14 protein-coding genes and 1 tRNA gene are annotated in these 18,220 nt (G+C 72.5%); 5 read left to right on the forward strand and 10 right to left on the reverse strand.

Features of this window, described 5'->3' with window-relative positions; translation table 11 throughout:
- Nucleotides 1-357 precede the first annotated feature (357 nt).
- Nucleotides 358-1,245: an ISAs1 family transposase gene (locus MXD60_RS10885; RefSeq protein WP_308222432.1), complete on the forward strand. Its 888-nt coding sequence runs from the start codon at nucleotides 358-360 to the stop codon at nucleotides 1,243-1,245.
- 366 nt (nucleotides 1,246-1,611) lie between these two features.
- On the opposite strand, the gene MXD60_RS10890 is transcribed toward MXD60_RS10885, so the two are convergent.
- The 6 genes from MXD60_RS10890 to MXD60_RS10915 all read right to left on the reverse strand — a co-directional run bounded on the left by MXD60_RS10890 (nucleotide 1,612) and on the right by MXD60_RS10915 (nucleotide 6,616).
- The gene (locus tag MXD60_RS10890; protein WP_248818900.1) at nucleotides 1,612-2,523 is read right to left on the reverse strand and encodes a phosphotransferase; all 912 of its coding nucleotides are present in this window, start codon (nucleotides 2,521-2,523) and stop codon (nucleotides 1,612-1,614) included.
- Between the two features lie 115 nt (nucleotides 2,524-2,638).
- Nucleotides 2,639-3,685: a helix-turn-helix domain-containing protein gene (locus tag MXD60_RS10895; protein ID WP_248818901.1), complete on the reverse strand. Its 1,047-nt coding sequence runs from the start codon at nucleotides 3,683-3,685 to the stop codon at nucleotides 2,639-2,641.
- Nucleotides 3,686-4,133: 448 nt separating this feature from the next.
- A tRNA-Glu gene (locus MXD60_RS10900) sits at nucleotides 4,134-4,206 on the reverse strand.
- A 122-nt stretch (nucleotides 4,207-4,328) separates the two neighbouring features.
- On the reverse strand, nucleotides 4,329-5,096 hold the full coding sequence (locus MXD60_RS10905) for a hypothetical protein (RefSeq protein ID WP_248818923.1): 768 nt from the start codon (nucleotides 5,094-5,096) through the stop codon (nucleotides 4,329-4,331).
- A 330-nt stretch (nucleotides 5,097-5,426) separates the two neighbouring features.
- A complete protein-coding gene (bldC, locus tag MXD60_RS10910) occupies nucleotides 5,427-5,633 on the reverse strand; it encodes a developmental transcriptional regulator BldC (protein WP_248818902.1) in 207 nt (68 codons plus the stop codon).
- Between the two features lie 152 nt (nucleotides 5,634-5,785).
- Nucleotides 5,786-6,616, reverse strand: coding sequence for a DUF8083 family protein (locus MXD60_RS10915; RefSeq protein ID WP_248818903.1), 831 nt, complete (start codon nucleotides 6,614-6,616; stop codon nucleotides 5,786-5,788).
- Between the two features lie 393 nt (nucleotides 6,617-7,009).
- Between MXD60_RS10915 and MXD60_RS10920 the strand changes: the two genes are divergently transcribed.
- Nucleotides 7,010-8,080, forward strand: a complete 1,071-nt coding sequence (locus MXD60_RS10920) for a Leu/Phe/Val dehydrogenase (protein ID WP_248818904.1) — start codon at nucleotides 7,010-7,012, stop codon at nucleotides 8,078-8,080.
- 537 nt (nucleotides 8,081-8,617) lie between these two features.
- Nucleotides 8,618-8,824: a DUF3073 domain-containing protein gene (locus tag MXD60_RS10925; protein ID WP_248818905.1), complete on the forward strand. Its 207-nt coding sequence runs from the start codon at nucleotides 8,618-8,620 to the stop codon at nucleotides 8,822-8,824.
- A 311-nt stretch (nucleotides 8,825-9,135) separates the two neighbouring features.
- Here the strand turns inward: MXD60_RS10925 and purM are convergent, their stop codons facing one another.
- The 3 genes from purM to MXD60_RS10940 all read right to left on the reverse strand — a co-directional run bounded on the left by purM (nucleotide 9,136) and on the right by MXD60_RS10940 (nucleotide 13,032).
- Nucleotides 9,136-10,290 (reverse strand): phosphoribosylformylglycinamidine cyclo-ligase, encoded by a 1,155-nt coding sequence (gene purM, locus MXD60_RS10930; protein ID WP_248818906.1) that lies wholly within the window; start codon nucleotides 10,288-10,290, stop codon nucleotides 9,136-9,138.
- Nucleotides 10,287-11,882: an amidophosphoribosyltransferase gene (gene purF / locus MXD60_RS10935; RefSeq protein WP_248818907.1), complete on the reverse strand. Its 1,596-nt coding sequence runs from the start codon at nucleotides 11,880-11,882 to the stop codon at nucleotides 10,287-10,289. The genes purM and purF overlap by 4 nt, the downstream gene beginning before the upstream one ends.
- A gap of 277 nt (nucleotides 11,883-12,159) precedes the next feature.
- Nucleotides 12,160-13,032, reverse strand: coding sequence for a sterol carrier family protein (locus tag MXD60_RS10940; protein WP_248818908.1), 873 nt, complete (start codon nucleotides 13,030-13,032; stop codon nucleotides 12,160-12,162).
- Between the two features lie 112 nt (nucleotides 13,033-13,144).
- Here MXD60_RS10940 and MXD60_RS10945 point away from each other — a divergent pair, with 112 nt between their 5' ends.
- A complete protein-coding gene (locus MXD60_RS10945) occupies nucleotides 13,145-16,642 on the forward strand; it encodes a sacsin N-terminal ATP-binding-like domain-containing protein (protein WP_518467726.1) in 3,498 nt (1,165 codons plus the stop codon).
- A 47-nt stretch (nucleotides 16,643-16,689) separates the two neighbouring features.
- Here the strand turns inward: MXD60_RS10945 and MXD60_RS10950 are convergent, their stop codons facing one another.
- Entirely contained in the window at nucleotides 16,690-17,046 is a 357-nt protein-coding gene (locus MXD60_RS10950; protein WP_248818909.1) for a DUF2530 domain-containing protein, read from the reverse strand.
- Between the two features lie 673 nt (nucleotides 17,047-17,719).
- On the opposite strand from MXD60_RS10950, the gene MXD60_RS10955 reads away from it, so the two are divergent.
- On the forward strand, nucleotides 17,720-18,205 hold the full coding sequence (locus MXD60_RS10955; RefSeq protein ID WP_248818910.1) for a winged helix-turn-helix domain-containing protein: 486 nt from the start codon (nucleotides 17,720-17,722) through the stop codon (nucleotides 18,203-18,205).
- Nucleotides 18,206-18,220 lie beyond the last annotated feature (15 nt).

Below are 18,220 nucleotides of genomic sequence, written 5' to 3' on the forward strand. Positions count from 1 at the left end.
GTTTGCATCGGCTTGGAGTGCTCGACCGCGAACGTTGCTCGGACGGACGCCTCCGGGCTTCGTCCGCACTCTTCTGCTGTGTGTTTCCACGGAGTGCCGAGGCCGTCCGCAATCTGGCCTCACCTGGATCCTTGACGGGGCAACGGTGCCCGGCGGCGTGTTGTCCCGTCGCAGTTCGGCCGGGGCAGTACCCAGGGCCCCGGCAAGTTTGCTGACGCGTAGGTGGTGGTCAGGCCTGGGGTTTCTGGTGGGGCTGTGTAGCGGGATGCGGGCATGTGGTCGGGGGCCCCGTGGGCACGGGCACGACACCTGAAGATCATGAAGGTTCCTACGCCATCATGATCGACCCGAGGTGCCGTGCCCGCCGTACCAGTATCACCGCCTGTCCCTGTTCTCGATCATCTGGCTGCCACCGTCACCGATGGTCATTACCGGCCGTCGTCGGCGTCGGTTCTGCTGGCGGTCTTCGACCGGGTCCCGGATCCGCGCAAACCCCAAGGAAGACGGCACAGCCTGGCCGTGGTGCTGACTTTGGCGACGTGCGCAGTGCTCGCCGGCGCGCGGTCGTTCACCGCGATCGGTGAGTGGGCCGCCGATGCCGGCCTGGCGGTCGCTGAACTGCTTGGTATCGTCCGGGTGCCCGACGAGTCAACGTTCCGCCGGGTGTTCGCCGCGCTTGACGCCGGCGCGCTGGACACGGCGCTGGGCGTGTGGGCCGCCGTGGCGACCAGCCCGGACACCGGGACACGGCGGCGGGTCGCGGTCGACGTCAAGACCCTGCGTGGTTCCCGCACCGGCGACGCTGCGGGTCGGCATCTGCTCGCCGCGCTGGACCATGACACCGGTGTGCTTGGCCAGGTCGCGGGGGACGCGAAGACGAACGAGATCCCCGCGCTGTCGGTCCTGCTCGCCGGCCTCAATCTGACCGGTGTGATCGTCACGGCGGATGCTCTGCATACCCGGACCGAGACCGCTCGCTGGCTGGTCGGCCGCGGAGCGCACTACCTGCTGACGATGAAGGCGAACCAGCCCAGCCTGTATGCCCAGCTCGCAGCCCTGCCCTGGCGTCAGGTTACGACCTCCGCGCGGACCGTCGAGCGGGGCCACGGCCGCCGCGAGCAGCGCACCGTGAAAGCCACCGAGGTCCGCGCTGGGCTGCTGTTCCCGCACGCCGTGCAGGCGGTGCGGATCACCCGCCGACGCCGGCCGCTCGCCGACGGGCCCGCCGAGACCGAGGTCGCCTAGTAGCTGATCACCAGTCTCCCGACCCATCAGACCAGCCCGACCCAGCTCGCCGCGTTCGCCCGGGAGCACTGGCTGGTCGAGAACCGGCTGCACTGGGTCCGCGACGTCACCTTCGGTGAGGACTTCAGCCAGGTCTGGACCGGTCACGCGCCCCACGTCATGGCCAGCCTGCGTAACCGGGCGATCGCGGTCCTGCGCCTGGCCGGCGTCGCGAACATCGCCGCAGGAATCCGTCACCACGCCCGCCACCCCGAACGCCCACTAGAGGCGATCATGAAGCTTGCTTGCTAAGCGACAACTTTGCCGGGGCCCTGGGGCGGTACCGGGATTGAGGTGAGCATGTGATGCCAAGCGGATCCGCAGCGTCTAATAGTGGAATCGGGTCAAACGCTCGCTCAGGACCCGGTCGAGCGCCGCCCTTCCCGCCGGACCCCACGTCGGCTTGCCGCCGGGCAGGCCGCGGTCCCCGTTCTGGCCCATCAGCATCAGGAAGAGGCTCTTCAGCGCGGCCAACCCGCGGGCACGCCGGACCGTCGCCTCGTCGGCCGCCGCGTACGCGGCGAAGAAGCGTGCGGCCGCGCCAGCCGGCAGCAACACCCAGGCGGCCGCCAGGTCCGACGCCGGGTCTCCGACGAACAGGTCGCCGAAGTCGACAACGCCCGCCAGCGTCCCGTCCGCGACGACGACGTTCGCGGGGTGCAGATCGCCGTGCACCCACACCGGCGGACCCTCCCATACGGGGGCCGCCACGGCGTCGTCCCAGACAGCCCGGACGTCGGCGGCATCGGAGCCGATCGCGTCAGCGTCGACGGAGTCGAAGAACCGGTCGAAGCCGTCCGTGCAGTCCTCGGGGTGCGCTCCGCGGCCCGTATCAGCCGGTGCGTCGCCGGGCGCCGCCACATGCAACGCCCGGAGGAACGCCGCCAGGGTGTCGGCCGCGCGCTCGCTGCGGGTGATCGACCCGTGGTCCAGCGGCAGGCCCGGCACCCACGTCATGACCGTCCAGATCTTGGGGAACCGCTCGGAGGACGCACCACTGCGCACCGGGACGGGGATTGGCAGCGGCAGGCGTGGGGCGAGCAGCGGCAGCCACCGGCGCTCCTTGAGCTGGTGATCGGGGTCGGTGTCCATGCGCTGGATCCGCACGACCAACTCGTCCCCGAGGCGCCACATCTGGTTCCCCCAGCCGCCCTCCACCTCGCGCAGCGGCAGCTCGGCCAGGTCCGGATGCTGGTCCCGCAGCAAATCGCGGATGAGACCCGCGGTGATCTCGGTCATGCGGAGCAACCATACTGGTTCATCGCGACACTTCCTGGGAGCAGACGCGAAATGATCCTCTCAAACGGGCCGGCCTCCACCGAATCCAGGGCGTTTCACTGCTGGTGAACTTCGCCTAATGCGATTTCTTGGTCTTTTCTGGAGCCATCAGATCTGACATGCGGTTGAGTACTTCGGCGGCGCGTGCGTCTTGCTCTTCTTTCGGCAATCTGACGACGGCGAGCTCTGATGCGCACCTTTCCCGGAGGTCGTCTCGGTCGAACCAGCGCAGGGGGTGCCGGGGGTCGGTGGGGTCGTAGATGCCCTGCCCGAACGCTTCCATGACTGCCAGGTCGTACCGGCGATGGTCGTGGCTGTCGTCGGGTGGAAGGAGGCCGCCCACCATACGGTTCATCCACGTCTCCCTGGTGCCTGCCTCGTCGTCGGGATCGTCCACGTCGGCGTCGTAGCCGAACACATCCTCCGTGTCGCGCAGTCCGGGAAACGTGTCGAGAACGTCGCCGATCTGGGGCGGGTCGGTGTTCTGGATGACGAGCCACAGCGCGTACTCGTCGGCGAGGCACCGCGGGTGGGGGAGGCGTCCCTCTCCGAGTTCGCTGCCGATCCGCATGATGCGCTCGCCCATGCGCACCAGCCAGTGGTTGTTGACCTGGGTGAGAGCCAGTTCGGGCAGGTCGCACAGCAGGGGGACGTCGCGGAGGGTCGCCTCTCCCTTCAGATAGGCGGCGAACTCGTGACCGAACGAGCTGTCCAGGTGCAGCTCGCCGTCTGAGGTGGGTGCGAAGTCGGAGAAGTCGATAGTCGTGGACAGGGCCATGGCGTCGGCCGGTGTAAGCGGGTCACCGGTGAACGACTTGTTGAACAGCCTCACCAGGTCGACCGTTTGTCGGTCGACGACGACAGGCCGTTCGCCCTCGCCTACCTCCGACTCGTCCCCGGGTTCGGCGCCGGCCAGTCGACGCAGCGCCGCGAGACTGAGCTTCAGCGCGCGTGCGAACCCTTGCAGGTTGTCCATCCGGAACCCGTCCAGCGCGCCGATATCGGCCGCTGTGTTCTCGAAACGTCGCCAGGTCGCGAGGGACACGTCAGCACGCCGCGCAGCCTCCTGCTGGGTGAGGTTCAGCTCCGCGCGCCGCTGCTTGATCGCGTTGTCCGCCGCCACATCCACCACTCTCCTCGACGAGTGCTTGTTGAGCGCTCGCAATGCTAGCACTCATTGAGCGCTTGCGAGCGGCGGCCCGGTCGTGCCCGCATGGGTGCCGGCCGATGCCGGTCGGTGGGGTGAGCTGGGGCCGTGAAACGCCACCCGACGGATCGCCCGGGTTCGGGCCGCGACGTCTCGAGTGCGGGTGCAAGTGCGCAACGACGCGCGGCCGGGCTCTCTGCTGGACGTGGCATGCGACGTTCCGAAGTCGATCAGATCCGACTGGTGGGCCGCCCGTCCAGGAAGGGGCGAACCCGTGCAGCCCGCGGGACCGGGTTCGTGGCGCGCAAAGACCGTCGGCACCTGAAATGGAAGCGTGATGCGACTATGGGGACTCTTTGGGTGAGAAAGTGCTGACCCAACTAGCCTATTAAGTTCATTGGGTAGTCGATCGACTACCCTCGGGTGCCCCCAACGGGATTCGAACCCGTGCTACCGCCTTGAAAGGGCGACGTCCTGGGCCGCTAGACGATGGGGGCCGACTGGCGATCGGGGGTGGCCCGGCATCCGCCCGACCAGACCTCGATCATCTGTAGCACTGCCAGCATAGGGGATGGCCCGGGTGGGCGACAAACCCCTTGTCGTCCGATCACGCTGGGAGTCACCGCAGAGCCGGGCTCGGGTCGGCCCAGCGGTAGCGGGAGTGGAAGAACGCGCGGACCGGCCGGCCGCCGATCGCGATCGAGTGGTCGATACGCGCCGGCCCAGCCTCCGCGCCGGAGCCACCTGCCCCGACCGCGGCGAGGCCGCCGAACTGGGCGAGATCGAACGACATGGTGACGTCGTCAGCTCGGGCGACCGGGGTGTTCGGGTCGTGGACGCGCAAGGTCACCACCGTGCCGAGCTGGCGGTAGGCGTAGGCGAGGACCTGGTGGTTCAGGCCGAGCTGGCGGGGGTCGGCCGAGCGGACCGTGACGATCCCGATCGGTGCGAGCCGGCCGGTGTCGAGGTCGAGGCGGATGCGCGGCCACTCGTCGGCGAGGCTGCGGGCACCCACGCCCGGCCGCCCTCGCGGGCCAGCGTCGGGGCCGCGCATGAGGCCGTAGTAGCGGGCGACACCTCTGGGCAGGTCGAAGCTGTCGAACAGCCGGCGCACCAGATACGCGTACAGCGGGCTGCCCCGGGCCGGCGGCGTCGGGTCCGGCGATGGGTCGAGGCGCGCTTCGGCGAGGTCGCGCACCGCGAAGATCATTCCTCCGCACAGGCCTCGGCTGGCGTCGCCGATACCGATGCCCCACGGCAGGCCGGGCGCGCGGACGCCGAGCAGCGGCTGCGCCGCGAAGTCGTTCGAGAAGCGGAACGCCCGGGTGCTCGGCAGGAAGCCGGGAACGGCCGAAGACGCCTCCCAGGCCGTGGGGCGGCCTGGCAGGCGCACGGACGAGCCCGGCGGACGGCCTGGGCCGTCCGCCGGTTCCCCGAACAGGTCCACCCTGTGCCCTCCCGGTGCTCAGGTGGTCCTTGACGCGCGCAGTCTCGACGCGCGGGTCCGGATGCCAGTCTCGCGGCTGGCAATCCAGATTTTTGCACTTTCTTCACACTTGATGACCCAAGGGTGCGTCTCGCAGGCCCCCCGAAGGTCGTGTCAGCGACCGTCGATCCCACGCCGCCAGGCGCGAGCACCGGGACCCCGCAGGGTCTCCGAGCCGCGCGCGGACGGGACGGGATGGTGCCTGCCGGCCACCCGCCGGGCGAAAACGATCTAGATGTCGCCTCCCATGCTCGGAACACCCTTGAGCAGGGCACGCACCTCGGCCTCCCGATACCGGCGGTGCCCACCAAGGGTCCGAATCGACGTCAGCTTGCCGGCCTTCGCCCACCGGGTCACGGTCTTCGGATCAACCCGAAACATCGTGGCTACCTCGGCGGGCGTCAGCAGTGGCTCGGCGTCCGGCGTTCGTGTCGTCATTGTGTTGGCCTCCCGTCACAGAGCGTCGCTCCGTCCCATACAGATCGTGCATCCTTCGGGGGCATTTCGGACATGGCACGTCAGGACCATCTGCTGACTAGTCACAGCTCGTCCGAAGCAGACGGCGACTCTCTGTTAACGGAATGCGTCGATCAGCTTGCGGATTCCCGTGCCTGCAAGGGTCTCCACCTCATGAGGACCCGTTCGTAGGCTTCGACCGCTAGGTCTGTTCGCCCACGGCGTAACGCGCTGACAGCCTCGACGATGTCCTCTACGGAGTTGTCGCCCCGAAGCATGTCATCGTCGAGCAGGTCAACTAGCCCGTCGTAGTCCAGTTCGACCCTGCTCTGCGGATGGAAGGACCCCAGCCAACGGGCCAGATCACCGATGCCCTCGACGGCGGGCGCGTCCGCCGAACCGGACCGCAGGGTCTCCACCGCCTCCACCGCGCGGCTGGCCCGGCGCCGCGCCAGGCTCATCGTCGTCCGGTAGATCATCGATCGCTCGGCGGTGTCGCCGGTCACCAGCGAGCGCTCGGCCGGGTCGAACAGCAGGAACCACGGCGGCGGCACCATCCAGGTGGACGTCTGCACGTGGACCTTGAGCATCGGGCGACGCGCCTTCCAGCGGTCCAGCTCGACCTCGGCCGGCTCGGTCAGCCGCCGCGGCAGGAACGCCTCCGCGACCCGCTCGGGCAGCGCGCCGCGGAACTCCACCGCCGCCTGCCACACCCGCATCTGCGTCGACCACGGGCACACGAACATCAACCCGTCGATCCACTGCACGAACGCCGACTCGTCGGCGACGTCGAGGGTCGGTCGGACCGCCGCGAGCATGGAGACGACCCGCTCCCGCCGGGATCCGGCCCGGCGCGACGGCGGCCCGGCCGCCGCGTACCGCTGCCAGCGACCGCGCTCGGCGACCGGAAACGCGGCAAGGGGCTCATACACCCGCAGATAGGCCGCGGGCGAGACGACAGCCATCTCAGCTCCCCAGGACCGCCGCGAGCGCCACGGCCGCCGCTGGCCGCCGACGCGGGCCCGGCCCCACGGCGATCCTCGGGGGCAGCACCGGACGCGCCCGCACGGCGCGCCCGCCATATCGGGACAAGTCCCTCAACGAGCGCCGGGGCGCCGCAGACGACACCCACGCGGATGCCCTGGAACCTGGCATGGCTCGATCCTGGCACGACCAACCGGGCGCCGTCCGGCCTACCGCCGCCGTAGGGTGCGCCAAGGGGCGACCGGGTGCTGACCGGCACCGTACCGGGCGCCGTGCGGCGCGGTTGCGCGCTGCGGCGAGCGGGCTCGGCGGGCCGGTCCGGGCGCGCGCCGTCCGGCGCGTGGCCAGGTCGGCCAGCCGCCAGGAGGTGCGTGATGTCATCGCTGTTCGGCGCTGTTCGCGAACACGAACAGGTGCTGCTGTGCTCGGATCCAGCCACCGGCCTGCGGGCGATCATCGCGGTCTACTCGACCGCGCTCGGCCCCTCCCTGGGTGGCACCCGCTTTCACCCGTACGACGACGACGGCGCCGCCCTGGCCGACGCGCTCGCGCTCTCCCGGGCGATGGCCTACAAGGCGGCCTGCGCCGGGCTGGATCTCGGCGGCGGCAAGGCGGTCATCATCGGCGACCCGACCCGGGACAAGTCCGAGGCGCTGCTGCGAGCCTTCGGCCGCCACATCGCCTCGCTCGGCGGTCGCTACATCACCGCCTGCGATGTCGGCACCTACGTCGCCGACATGGACGTCATCGCCCGGGAGACGCGTTGGGTGACGGGCCGCTCCCCGGAGCACGGCGGGGCGGGGGACTCCGGCGTCCTGACCGCCTTCGGGGTGTTCCAGGGCATGCGCGCGGCCGCGCGGCACCGGTGGGGGACGCCGAGCCTGAGCGGGCGGCGGGTCGGGATCAGCGGTGTCGGCAAGGTCGGCAGCCGGCTCGCGGCGCATCTCGTCGACGACGGCGCCTCGGTGGTGGCGACCGACGTGGACAAGTCGGCGTTGGCCCGGCTCGCCGCCGACGCGCCCAAGGTGGAGATCGTCGATGATCCGGACAAGCTGCTTGATCTCGAGCTCGACGTCTACGCCCCCTGCGCGCTGGGCGGCGCCCTGAACGACGACACCGTCGCCCGGCTGCGGACAGCGGTCATCTGCGGCGGCGCCAACAACCAGCTCGCGACGCCCGGGATCGGCCAGCGGCTCGCGGACGCCGGGGTGCTCTACGCGCCCGACTTCGTGGTGAACGCCGGCGGTCTCATCCAGGTCGCCGACGAGATCGAGGGGTACTCGCCCCAGCGCGCGCGGGCGCGGGCCGCCCGGATCCTCGACACGACCGCCGAGGTGTTCCGCCTCGCGGACGACGAGAACGTGACACCGGTGGAAGCCGCGGAACGGCTCGCCGAGCGCCGGATGGCCGATGTGGGGCGCCTACGCCGCTTCCTGCTGCCGTAGGGGCCGTTTCGTCGGTCCTGTCCGGGTTGGCCGCCGCGCTGGTGCGGCCTACCTCGCCGGCGGTCGTCCGCGCGGTCCACGGCGTTCTGAGCGCCCTTCTTGGGCGTAGCGGTCGGATCCGGCGGAGGCGGGGCGCAGCCGGACAGGGCCTGCATGGGTCGGGCGGCTGGGGCGTGGTGGGGCTGGGGCACCCAGCGGCGCGGTCCTGCCGTCGGGGCGGCAGTCGGGGGGCGGCAGTCGGGGGGCGGCAGTCAGCCCGTGGGCGCCGGTTCCCGGCGTCCAGCAAAACGTGACGGTCGCCACATAGGACGGGGGTCGGCCATCTCTCGGCCGGCCCGCCGGGCGGCCCCGATCCCCCACGTGAACCGCAGGACAGGCGGCTTCACGGAGCGCTTCCGATCGTGGACATCTTGTCCGAGGACAGGCAACTGTCGGGTTGGCGTGCCGAGAGGGCTCCGGTCCCTGTAGTCTCGGGAAGCACGAGACAGTGAGAGCACCGGGGCGGGTCCCCGTCGTCATGTTCGAGGGGGTCGAGCCATGGGGCGCGGCCGAGCTAAGGCCAAGCAGACGAAAGTCGCCCGCGAGCTCAAGTACAACTCGCCCAATATGGATCTCGACCGATTGAAGGCGGATCTGGGCGCGGGCTCGACGCGCGAGAGCACCAGCGACGAAGCACATACAGATGACGATTATGGCTATGACGCCTACGCAGACGACGAGGATGATCGTCGTTCCTCGCGCTGAGTAGCGTCACGCCGTTAATCGCCCCGCCGCGGAAGGCTCACCGCGGTGTCGTCGCCGACAGCAGTCGCCCAGGCTCCGGTCTGGGCGATCACTGTCATACCGTGGCGCCTCCGGCCTGGCCGGCTGACGCCGCATAGTGGCGTGGTCTGAGAGTGGCCCATGCCCTGCTGCCCGCGAGCCTGTCACGGCAGCCACGCCGATCTGCCATGGGCAGAAGCCGGTGGGTACAGCCGAGCGGCCTCGCTGGGCGCATCAGCGCGGCCACGGCCGTGGCCGCGCGCAGGTCGCTCGCGGCCGGGCAGCCTCTGCTGTCAGGCGGGGTGCCGGCCGATCAGCCGCGCGCCGGCGGAGTCCCGACCCTCGCCAGTTGCGGCCTCGACCGCGCCGCCGCTTCCCTTGGCCGCAGCCGGGGACTGCTCGCCAATCGAGCCGATGAGCCACGCCGGCACGCCACGCTCGGCGAGCAGCGCCAGGGCGTCCCCGGCGGCCTCCGGCGCGAGCACCGCGACCATCCCGACACCCTGGTTGAACGTGTTCTCCATGTCCGGCTGGGCGACCTCGCCCCGCTCCGCGAGCAGCGCGAAGATCGGCGGCACCGGCCAGGTCGCCCGGTCCAGCGTCGCGACCAGGCCGGCGGGGATCACCCGGGCGGTGTTCGCCGCGAGCCCGCCGCCGGTGATGTGGGCGAAGGCGTGCACCTCGACGGCCGCCGCCAGCGCCAGGCAGTCCTTGGCGTAGATACGGGTCGGGGTGAGCAGGGCGTTGCCCAGCGGTTCGCCCAAAGACGGGACGTACGACCTGAGCCCGGCCGCAGCGGCCACCGAGACCCCGCCGGGCTGGTCAGAATCGACGGGACCGCTCAGGATGTGACGTACGAGCGAGAAGCCGTTGGAGTGGATGCCGGATGAGGCCATCGCGACGACCACGTCCCCGGGCCGGACGCGCTCTGGCCCCAGCACGGCGTCGGCCTCCACGACCCCGACCCCCGTCGCGGCCAGGTCGTAGTCGTCGCTGCCCATGAGCCCGGGGTGTTCGGCGGTCTCCCCGCCGACCAGCGCCGCCCCGGCCTGCTCGCAGCCCGTCGCGATCCCCGCGACGATCTGGGCGATCCGTTCGGGCACGAGGCTGCCGCAGGCGATGTAGTCGAGCAGGAACAGCGGCTCGGCCCCGCAGACGACGAGATCGTCGACGACCATGGCGACCAGGTCGATGCCGACCGTGTCGTGGGTGTCGAGCGCCCGGGCAATCGCGATCTTGGTGCCGACGCCGTCCGTGGACGACGCGAGCAGCGGCTGCCGGTACCGGCTGGTGTCCAGGGCGAACAGCCCGGCGAAACCACCGAGCGAGCCCACCACCTCCGGACGGGTGGCCCTGGCCACGTGCCCACGCATGAGGTGGACCGCTCGGTCCCCCGCGACGACGTCCACCCCGGCCGCGCGGTAGGACGTCCGCTCCCCCGAGGTCACGCCGGCCTCGCCTCGGCCAGATCGGCGTCGTGCCCGTCCGGGGACGGATCGGCGCCGTTCATGCCCAGCGTCACCTCGCGGCGCATCGCCTCGGCGATCATCTCGGCGGTGGTGCGCGCCCCGCCGGTCTCCTCCAGCCGGTGTTTGCCAAGCTTGTCGGTCTCGGCCAGCGGCACCGGGTACTCGCCGTCGAAACAGGCCCGGCACAGGGATCCGGCCGGCTGGTGGGAGGCCTCGATCAGGCCGTCCAGCGAGACGTAGGCCAGCGAGTCCGCGCCGAGCGAGACCCGGATCTCCTCGACCCCCGCGCCGCTGGCGATGAGCTCGGTCCGGGTGGCGAAGTCGATGCCGTAGAAGCAGGGCCAGCGCACCGGTGGGGAGGAGATCCGGATGTGGACCTCGGCGGCGCCCGCCTCGCGCAGCATCCGCACCAGCGCGCGCTGGGTGTTGCCCCGCACGATCGAGTCGTCGACGACGACCAGGCGGCGGCCCTCGATGACCTCGCGCAGCGGGTTCAGCTTCAGCCGGATGCCGCGCTGGCGGATCGTCTGGGACGGCTGGATGAAGGTGCGTCCCACGTAGGAGTTCTTGACCAGGCCCTCGCCGAACGGGATGCCGGACTGTTCCGCGTACCCGACGGCGGCGGGCACCCCGGACTGCGGCACGGGGATGACCAGGTCCGCGTCGACCGGGGCCTCCCGCGCCAGTTGGCGGCCGACGTCGACGCGGGTGGCATGCACCGAGCGGCCGGCGATCGCGGTGTCCGGCCGGGCAAGGTAGACGTACTCGAACAGGCAGCCGTGCGGATTGGCGGTGGCGAAGGTGTGCGAGCGCACACCGTCCGCGTCGATGACGATCATCTCGCCGGGTTGGACCTCCCGCACGAAGGTCGCGCCGACGATGTCGAGGGCCGCCGTCTCGCTGGCCACGATCCACGCCCCGTCGGGATGTTCGGCGAGGCGGCCGAGCACGAGCGGATGGATGCCGTGCGCGTCCCGGGCCGCGTACAGGGTCGAGGCGTCCGAGAAGACCAGCGAGAACGCGCCGGCGAGCCGGGGCAGCACGGCCATCGCCGCGTCGACGAGGGTCGGGCCGGGATGGTCCGCGAGCATCGCGGTGATGAGGTCCGAGTCGGTGGTCGCCCGCAGCCGGTCCCGGCCGGCGCCGAGTTCCCGGGCCAGTTGGACGATGTTGGTCAGGTTGCCGTTGTGGCCGAGCGCGATCGGGCCGCCGTAGCGGGAGGTGCGATAGGACGGCTGGGCGTTCTCCCAGGTCGAGGAGCCCGTCGTCGAGTAGCGGGTGTGACCGACGGCGACGTGGCCGCTGAGGCTGGACAGCTTCACCTCGTCGAAGACCTGCGCGACGAGCCCGAGCTCTTTGAAGACCACGACCGTGCGCCCGTCACCGACCGCGATGCCGGCCGCCTCCTGGCCACGGTGCTGCAACGCATACAGTCCGTAATAGGTGAGATTAGCGACATCCTCGCCGGGAGCCCAGACTCCGAAGACGCCACAGGCGTCCCGAGGACCGGGATCGTCGGACAGCTCGGACCACGCCTCAGGGGAGCCGTTGCGAGCGGCGACGTCTGACACCAGGACTCCTCGACTGGTCAGGGACACCGGCAGGAGGCGGCGGGCGCCGGATCGCGCGTCCGCGCCGAGCCCGTCCACCGCGGGGACGGGACACGCCGCGGGCGGGGCCCGGCCACCGCCTCGCCCGGCAGCAACCAACGTCCACGCTAGCAGCGACGACGCACATCGGCCCTTGCTACTCGTGCGGTGCCTGCCGGACCTGCCACCCCACCCGGACCTGCCGGACATCGACATGGAGCCGGCGTGGACCCGGCAAGGACCCGGTGGCGCCGAGCCGTCAGAGCAGCGGCAGGTGTTCGGAGAGGTCCGCACGTTCCCCACTGGCGGTGATCCGGCCGTCGGCGACCGCCTCGGCCCAGGCCAGCCGCCCGGCGCAGACCAGGAGGAAGGGGACAGGGCCGGCCTCGACGACGTTCGGCGGCGTGCCCCGGGTGTGACGGGGGCCTGCCACGATCTGGACGGCGGCGAACGGCGGGACCCGCAGCTCGACCGCGTGGCCCGGGACCCGCGCGGCGAACAGCTCGGCGACCAGCCTGGTGGCGAGCCGCAGCGCCGGCCGCTCCGGCTCGACGCCGAGGTCCAGCCCGTGCACGACCGCCTCGACTGCCCGGGTGCGCAGAAACTCCGTCATCACCATCGGCCCGCCCGGCGTCATGACCAGCGGATCCGTGCTGATCTCCAGGTCGGGCCCGGGCCCGGGGCCGGGCAGCGGACCGGGGCCGGCGAGTCGGGCAAGCGCCGCCCTTGCCGTGGCGACCTCGGCCGCGAGGCGCGGGCGTGCCTCGGCCTCCCCCACCGCCGTCGCCAGCCGGCGAGCGGTGCCCGCGACCTCCTCGGCCCGCACCCCGGTTCCGCTCAGGTAGTCCGTCGCCGGGACGGGACGGCCGGCAGGCCCGGCAGGCAGCCGGGCGGCGGCCGGGGCCGTGCCTGGCAGCACCTCGGCGAGGGCCTCGGTCACCGCCGTCGCGGACCTGGCGACATGCATGACCAGGTCCGCGGTGGTCCAGCCGGGCAGGACGCTCGGCGCGGCCAGCGCATCGTCCGGCAGGACGGCGACCACGTCGACGATCTTCTGCCACTGGGCCAGGACGGCATCGGCGAGTTCGGGCACGGCCGCCGCAGCGTCCCGCCGACGGGTTCGGGGAGCCATCCATCCATCCTGCCGGCCGACCGCCCCGCTCCTCACGCTGCCCGGCGCCGGCGCGACCTGCCCGCGCGGACCGGTGCCGCCCCGACCGAGCGGCGGGGACAAGGATGGAGCCGTGTCAGTGACCACCGCACGCGCTGCGGCCGACGGGTATGGGACCGACAGATACGGGGCCGACGCGATCAGGCGGCGGGTGCTCGACTCGTGGGGCGCCTCGCCGGCCCGCTTCCGGGAGGACGCGAACGCCGAGGAGGACGCGGCCCTCGGCGCCTACCGCGACCGTCTCGTGGTCGAGCTGCTGCAGAACGCGCTCGACGCCGCCCGCGAGGCCGGCGTCCCGGCGCGGACGTACCTGCGGCTGACCACGCTTCCGACCGCGCCGGGTGCCGGACCCGGCGGCCTCCTGGAGGTCGCCAACACCGGCGCGCCGCTGTCGGCCGCCGGGGTCGAGGCTCTGTCGACCCTGCGCGCCTCCTCCAAGCGGGACACCACGGCCATCGGGCGCTTCGGAGCCGGGTTCGCGGCCGTCCTGGCGGTGACGGATGAGCCCTCAATCGTCTCGGCTGTCGCCGCCACCGACCAGCCCGCCACCGACCAGCCCGCGACCGGGGTCGCCTGGTCGCGAACCGCCGCCATCGACGCCGTCACCGCGCTGCGCCCCGGCCTTCACCAGGACGTCGACAACGAAACTCGACGCGACGTAACGAATGGCGACGTAACAAATCTCGATCCGGCGACGGAAGGCGGCGGCGCGACCGGTGGCCCGGCGACGGGCCTGGCCGCGGAGCTGGCCCGACGGGACGGAGCCGCGCCGATCCTCCGGCTGCCGTTCGCGATCACCGCCCCGCCGCCCCCGCCCGGCTACGACACCGTGGTGCGCCTGCCACTGCGCGACGCGGCGGCGGCGGAGCTGGCGCGGACCCTGCTCGGGGGCCTCGATCCGACCCTGCCGTTGGTCCTCGGCGGGCCGGGCGAGATCACTGTCGATGTCGATGGCGAGATGCGGACGATTACCTGCCGGTGGATCCGCGGCGGTCCGGACGGCGAACGGGCCGACCCGGGCGGGCAGAACACGCCACGCCAGCAGGTCGCGATCGCCGACCTGAACGGTGAGCGGTGGCGCGGTGTTGCCCGGCTCGGCACGATTCCCGCCCGACTGCTGGCCGACCGGCCCGTCGAGGAACGTCAGCGCACCGGCTTCACTGCCCGGGCGATGGTTCCCGACGGTGACTGGCCGGACGGGGTCGCCCGGGTGCTGCGTGCCCCTCAGCCTACCGACGAGCCGCTGTCCCTGCCCGTCCTTGCCAGCGTGGAGCTGCCGCTGGACCCCTCCCGGCGGCACACCATCGCCGGCCCGCTGCGCGACTGGCTGACCGACGAACTCGCCGCGGCCATCGTTGCACTCGCCGCCTGTCTGGGCACCGGGGACGCACTGGACGAACCTGCCCAGAACGCGGCCACGGACAGCGGTGCAGCCAGGTCAGGCGTCGCCCGAATCGGGGCACCCGACCCGCGGACCGCCCTGGCCATCGTCCCGACCGGGCTGCCGCGCGGAGAGGTCGACGGGCGGCTGCGGGACGTCCTGCTGCGGCAGCTCCCCGAGGCGGCGTTGTTCCCCGGCGGCCGGCGCGGCTGGGAGTGCTCGGTCTGCGATCTCGGACCCGCCACCGACGCGGTCACCGAGCTGCTGGGCGAACCCGCCGACACGTCCGCGGACGGGCCCACCGACGGGATCGACGACGGGATCGACGACGCGGCGCTCGTGCCCGGCCTGCTGCCGGCGTCCTACGCCTCCCGGCGGTGGCGGTCGGCGCTGGACCTGCTGGGGGTGCGCCGGGTGGACAGCGCCACGCTGGTCGAGCTGCTGTCCGGTGCCACCCGTCCGCCGCACTGGTGGGGACGGATCTACTCGCTGCTGGTCAGCGCGCCTGACCGCGATGCGCTCGGCGCGCTGCCGGTGCCCCTCGCCGAGGTGATGGACGAGGACGCCGCTCTGGGCGTCCGGATGGTCACCGGCCCGCGGGGCACCCTGCTGCCCACCCCCGACCTCGACATCGTGGCCCTCGTCCGCTCCGGCCTGCCGCTGCGGGTGGTCCATCCCGAGGCATGCGCCGACGCCGCCCGCGACGCGCTGCGAACCCTGGGCGCGGTGGAGGGCACCCCCGCAGGGGTGCTGCGCGACCCTGCGGTCCGGGAGGCCGTCCTCGACGCCGACCCTGACGACCATCCGGACGATCTGCTCGCCCTGGCCGGCGCCGTGCTGGCGCTCGCCCGGGACGCCGGCGAGGAGGCGACCGGCCTCGACTGGCTGGAGGACCTGCTGCTGCCGAGCGCCGACGGCGAGTTCGCCACGGCCGGCGAGCTGCTCGTCGCCGGGGGTCCGCTGGATCAGGTCCTCGACGAGGACGCCCCGTTCTCGACGTTGTCCGCCGAGCTGGCCCGGGCCTGGCCCGCCGAGGTGCTCGAACGGGTCGGCGTGCTGCACTCGTTCGGCGTGCTGCGGGCCTACGACCTGCCGTTGGACGCCGACGAGCAGATCCTGCTCGACCTCGACGACAGCGACACCTGGGTGGACGACGTCGCCGCCGGCGATCACGGCGCGCCGGGGGACTCGGTGAACCTGCGCCGTCCGCCGGCCGGTGGGCCGCCGGCACCGGCGATGATCGGCGTGTTCACGGCGGTCCGCGACCTCGAGCTCGTCAACCCGCGGTCCTGGCCGCAGGCACTCGCCCACCTGGCCCGGCCGCCGCTGCGCGAGGTCGTGTTCACCCCGGAGCCGTCCTACACCCGCTGGTGGCTGGCCCGGCACGCGGTGCTGCCGGTGCTCGGCGGTCCGGCGCTGCCGCCCCGTGAACTGCTGCTGGCCACGGCGGATCCGCTGCTCGCCGGGCTGTTCGCCCCCGCGGCTCCGCTCGACGGGGTCGACGACGATTTCCTTCGCCATCTCGGCGCCCGGCTGACCCTCGACGACGTCCTCGGCGACCTGGGTGCGGTGATGGACCTGCTCGACCGGCTCGGGGACGCCGACCGGGAGATCCCGTGGGCCGCCGCGCGGATCCTGTACATCGCGGCGGTCGACGCCGTCGCCCGGATGCTGGCCGCGCCCCACCGGACCGCCCGGGACGAGCGGTTCGATCCACCCCTGACCGTGCGGACGCCCGACGGGGTCGTGCCGGGCGAGCAGGCCGTGGTCGTGGACGCCCCGGACCTGCTCCGGCTGGTGGGCGGCCGCGGGGCGCTACGGCTGCCGCTCGACCGGGCCGCCGAGGTCGCGCACGTCCTCGGGGTGCCGCTGGCCGCCGAGACGGGTCCCTGCGACGTCGTCTCCACCGCCGAGGAGTCGGGACGTGCCCCGGACGGCACGCCCTACCTCGTGCACCGCCCCCTGCTGGTCGAGGACCTGTCCGGACGGCCGACCCCGGTGCCGTGGCGGGTGGTCGGCGGGATCGGTGGCGAGGTGCACGTGGACGCCCAGGCGGGGCCGGACGCGCTGGCGCGGGCACTCGCCTGGCGGGGCGGCCAGTGGGATCGCCGGCACGCGCTCGCCGCCGAGCTCCGCGACCCGCACGGCGCTGCCTTCCGCGGGGCGGAGGACGACCTGGACGAGACCTGACCGCCGCCCCCGCCGGCGGCCTCGCGCCGTGGCCGCCGGCGCGACGCTCAGCGCAGGCGGCTCGGGCGCCGGACGACGATCCACAGGCCGGCCAGACCGAGGACGAAGCCGCAGATCGCCGTTGCCAGCCACCACAGGTGTCCGTCGTCGCGCAGATCGTCGAGGAAGAACAGCATGACGACGGCGGCGAGCGCCCACAGGACGGTCCCGACGGCCACCGAGGCGACGCCGTCGTAGGGCAGCGGCTCGGGCGCGGGCAGATCGTCGATCGTGTCGACCCGCGAGGCGCCGACCGGCGAGGCGTGGGCCGGCGGCACGGGGCCGGCCGCGTCGGGTGTGGCCGGGGCGGCGTTACCGCGCGCGCTGTCCCCGGCGGCACCGTCTCCGCTGGCTGGAGAGTTCATCCCGGCTGACGCTACTCCGGTCCACCGGCGGCCCGGTTCCCGGCGGACGGAAGCGGTCCCGGCCGCCCGCCCAGCGCCCAGCGGAAGGCGGAAGGCGGACAGCGGGCGCGCTGCCGGCCTGCGGCTGGCGGGCCACCGGGTGACGGCGCGCCGCTGGAGCTGGTTTCGGCCAGCTTTCCGGCCCATTCTCCACTTCCCCGGCCGACTATGTGAAGCAAGTCACAGTTAACTGCCCTTGGCTACAACCGGAACCGTGTGTTTCCGTTGCTCTTGTGTTGAAGCGGCTGATCCTGGTCACCCGGAGCCACATCGATCTGCTCCGCGTCGCCTCGGCTGCCTGTCCGGCTGGCTGAGCACCCGCCGGCCGCCCTGCCGCCGGCCCGGACCGATCGAACACCGCCGTATCCCCCGAGCGTCAGGCCGGCCCGCGTATCCCGGAGCCGCTGACACCGCCGCGCGGCGGATCGATCCCGACGCAGTCACCGCGATCACCCGGATCCCCTGTGCGACACCGGTAGGACCAGCCTCCAGACGCCCCTGTCAGCGGAGACGGGGCGGGCCGGCGCAGGTCCACCGGACCAGATCGATGATCCACCCCTCCGGACTCCGACCATCCGGCCCGCGACCATCTGGCTCCCGGCAACCGGACATACCACTGACCGAAAGGCCAGCGATGTCCCCGCAAACGACCGTCCTCCCGTACCGGGCGCCCCGCCTGGCGGCCCTGCCGTCCCGCTCAGCCGCCGGGACCGCGACCCTGCCCCGCACACCGCTGCCCACCCCGCCGAACCATGCCCGGCTCGCCACCCGGCCGATCCGGCCCGCCGAACCGGCGGCCCCGCCCCGCCGTGGCGTGTGGATCGACCGCACCACCTGGCTCGCGACCGTGGACGGCCGGGCCCTGCAGCTCACCTACCTGGAATTCGAGGTACTGGACTTCTTCGTCAACAACCCGGAGAAGGCCCACAGCCGCCAGGCCCTGCTGTCCACGGTGTGGGGACGGCGGGTGGACGACGACTCCGCTCCCGACCTGCGCACCGTCGACGTTCTCGTCACCAGGCTGCGGCGCAAGCTCGGTACGGAACACCGGCACCGCATCGAGACGATCCGCCGGGTCGGCTACCGCTACCGCCCTGTGGACCCGACGCTGGAGCCCTGACCGGGGCCCGGTCCC

The sequence above is a fragment of the Frankia sp. AgB32 genome, from assembly GCF_023243045.1.
Classification (GTDB): Bacteria; Actinomycetota; Actinomycetes; order Frankiales; family Frankiaceae; genus Frankia.

Coding starts and splice junctions, on each gene's coding strand:
- MXD60_RS10940 (WP_248818908.1), bottom strand. CDS start 13,032: ATGGCTCCCCGAACCCGTCGGCGGGACGCTGCGGCGGCCGTGCCCGAA.
- MXD60_RS10915 (WP_248818903.1), bottom strand. CDS start 6,616: ATGGCTGTCGTCTCGCCCGCGGCCTATCTGCGGGTGTATGAGCCCCTT.
- MXD60_RS10955 (WP_248818910.1), top strand. CDS start 17,720: ATGTCCCCGCAAACGACCGTCCTCCCGTACCGGGCGCCCCGCCTGGCG.
- MXD60_RS10920 (WP_248818904.1), top strand. CDS start 7,010: ATGTCATCGCTGTTCGGCGCTGTTCGCGAACACGAACAGGTGCTGCTG.
- MXD60_RS10925 (WP_248818905.1), top strand. CDS start 8,618: ATGGGGCGCGGCCGAGCTAAGGCCAAGCAGACGAAAGTCGCCCGCGAG.
- MXD60_RS10950 (WP_248818909.1), bottom strand. CDS start 17,046: ATGAACTCTCCAGCCAGCGGAGACGGTGCCGCCGGGGACAGCGCGCGC.
- MXD60_RS10890 (WP_248818900.1), bottom strand. CDS start 2,523: ATGACCGAGATCACCGCGGGTCTCATCCGCGATTTGCTGCGGGACCAG.
- bldC (WP_248818902.1), bottom strand. CDS start 5,633: ATGACGACACGAACGCCGGACGCCGAGCCACTGCTGACGCCCGCCGAG.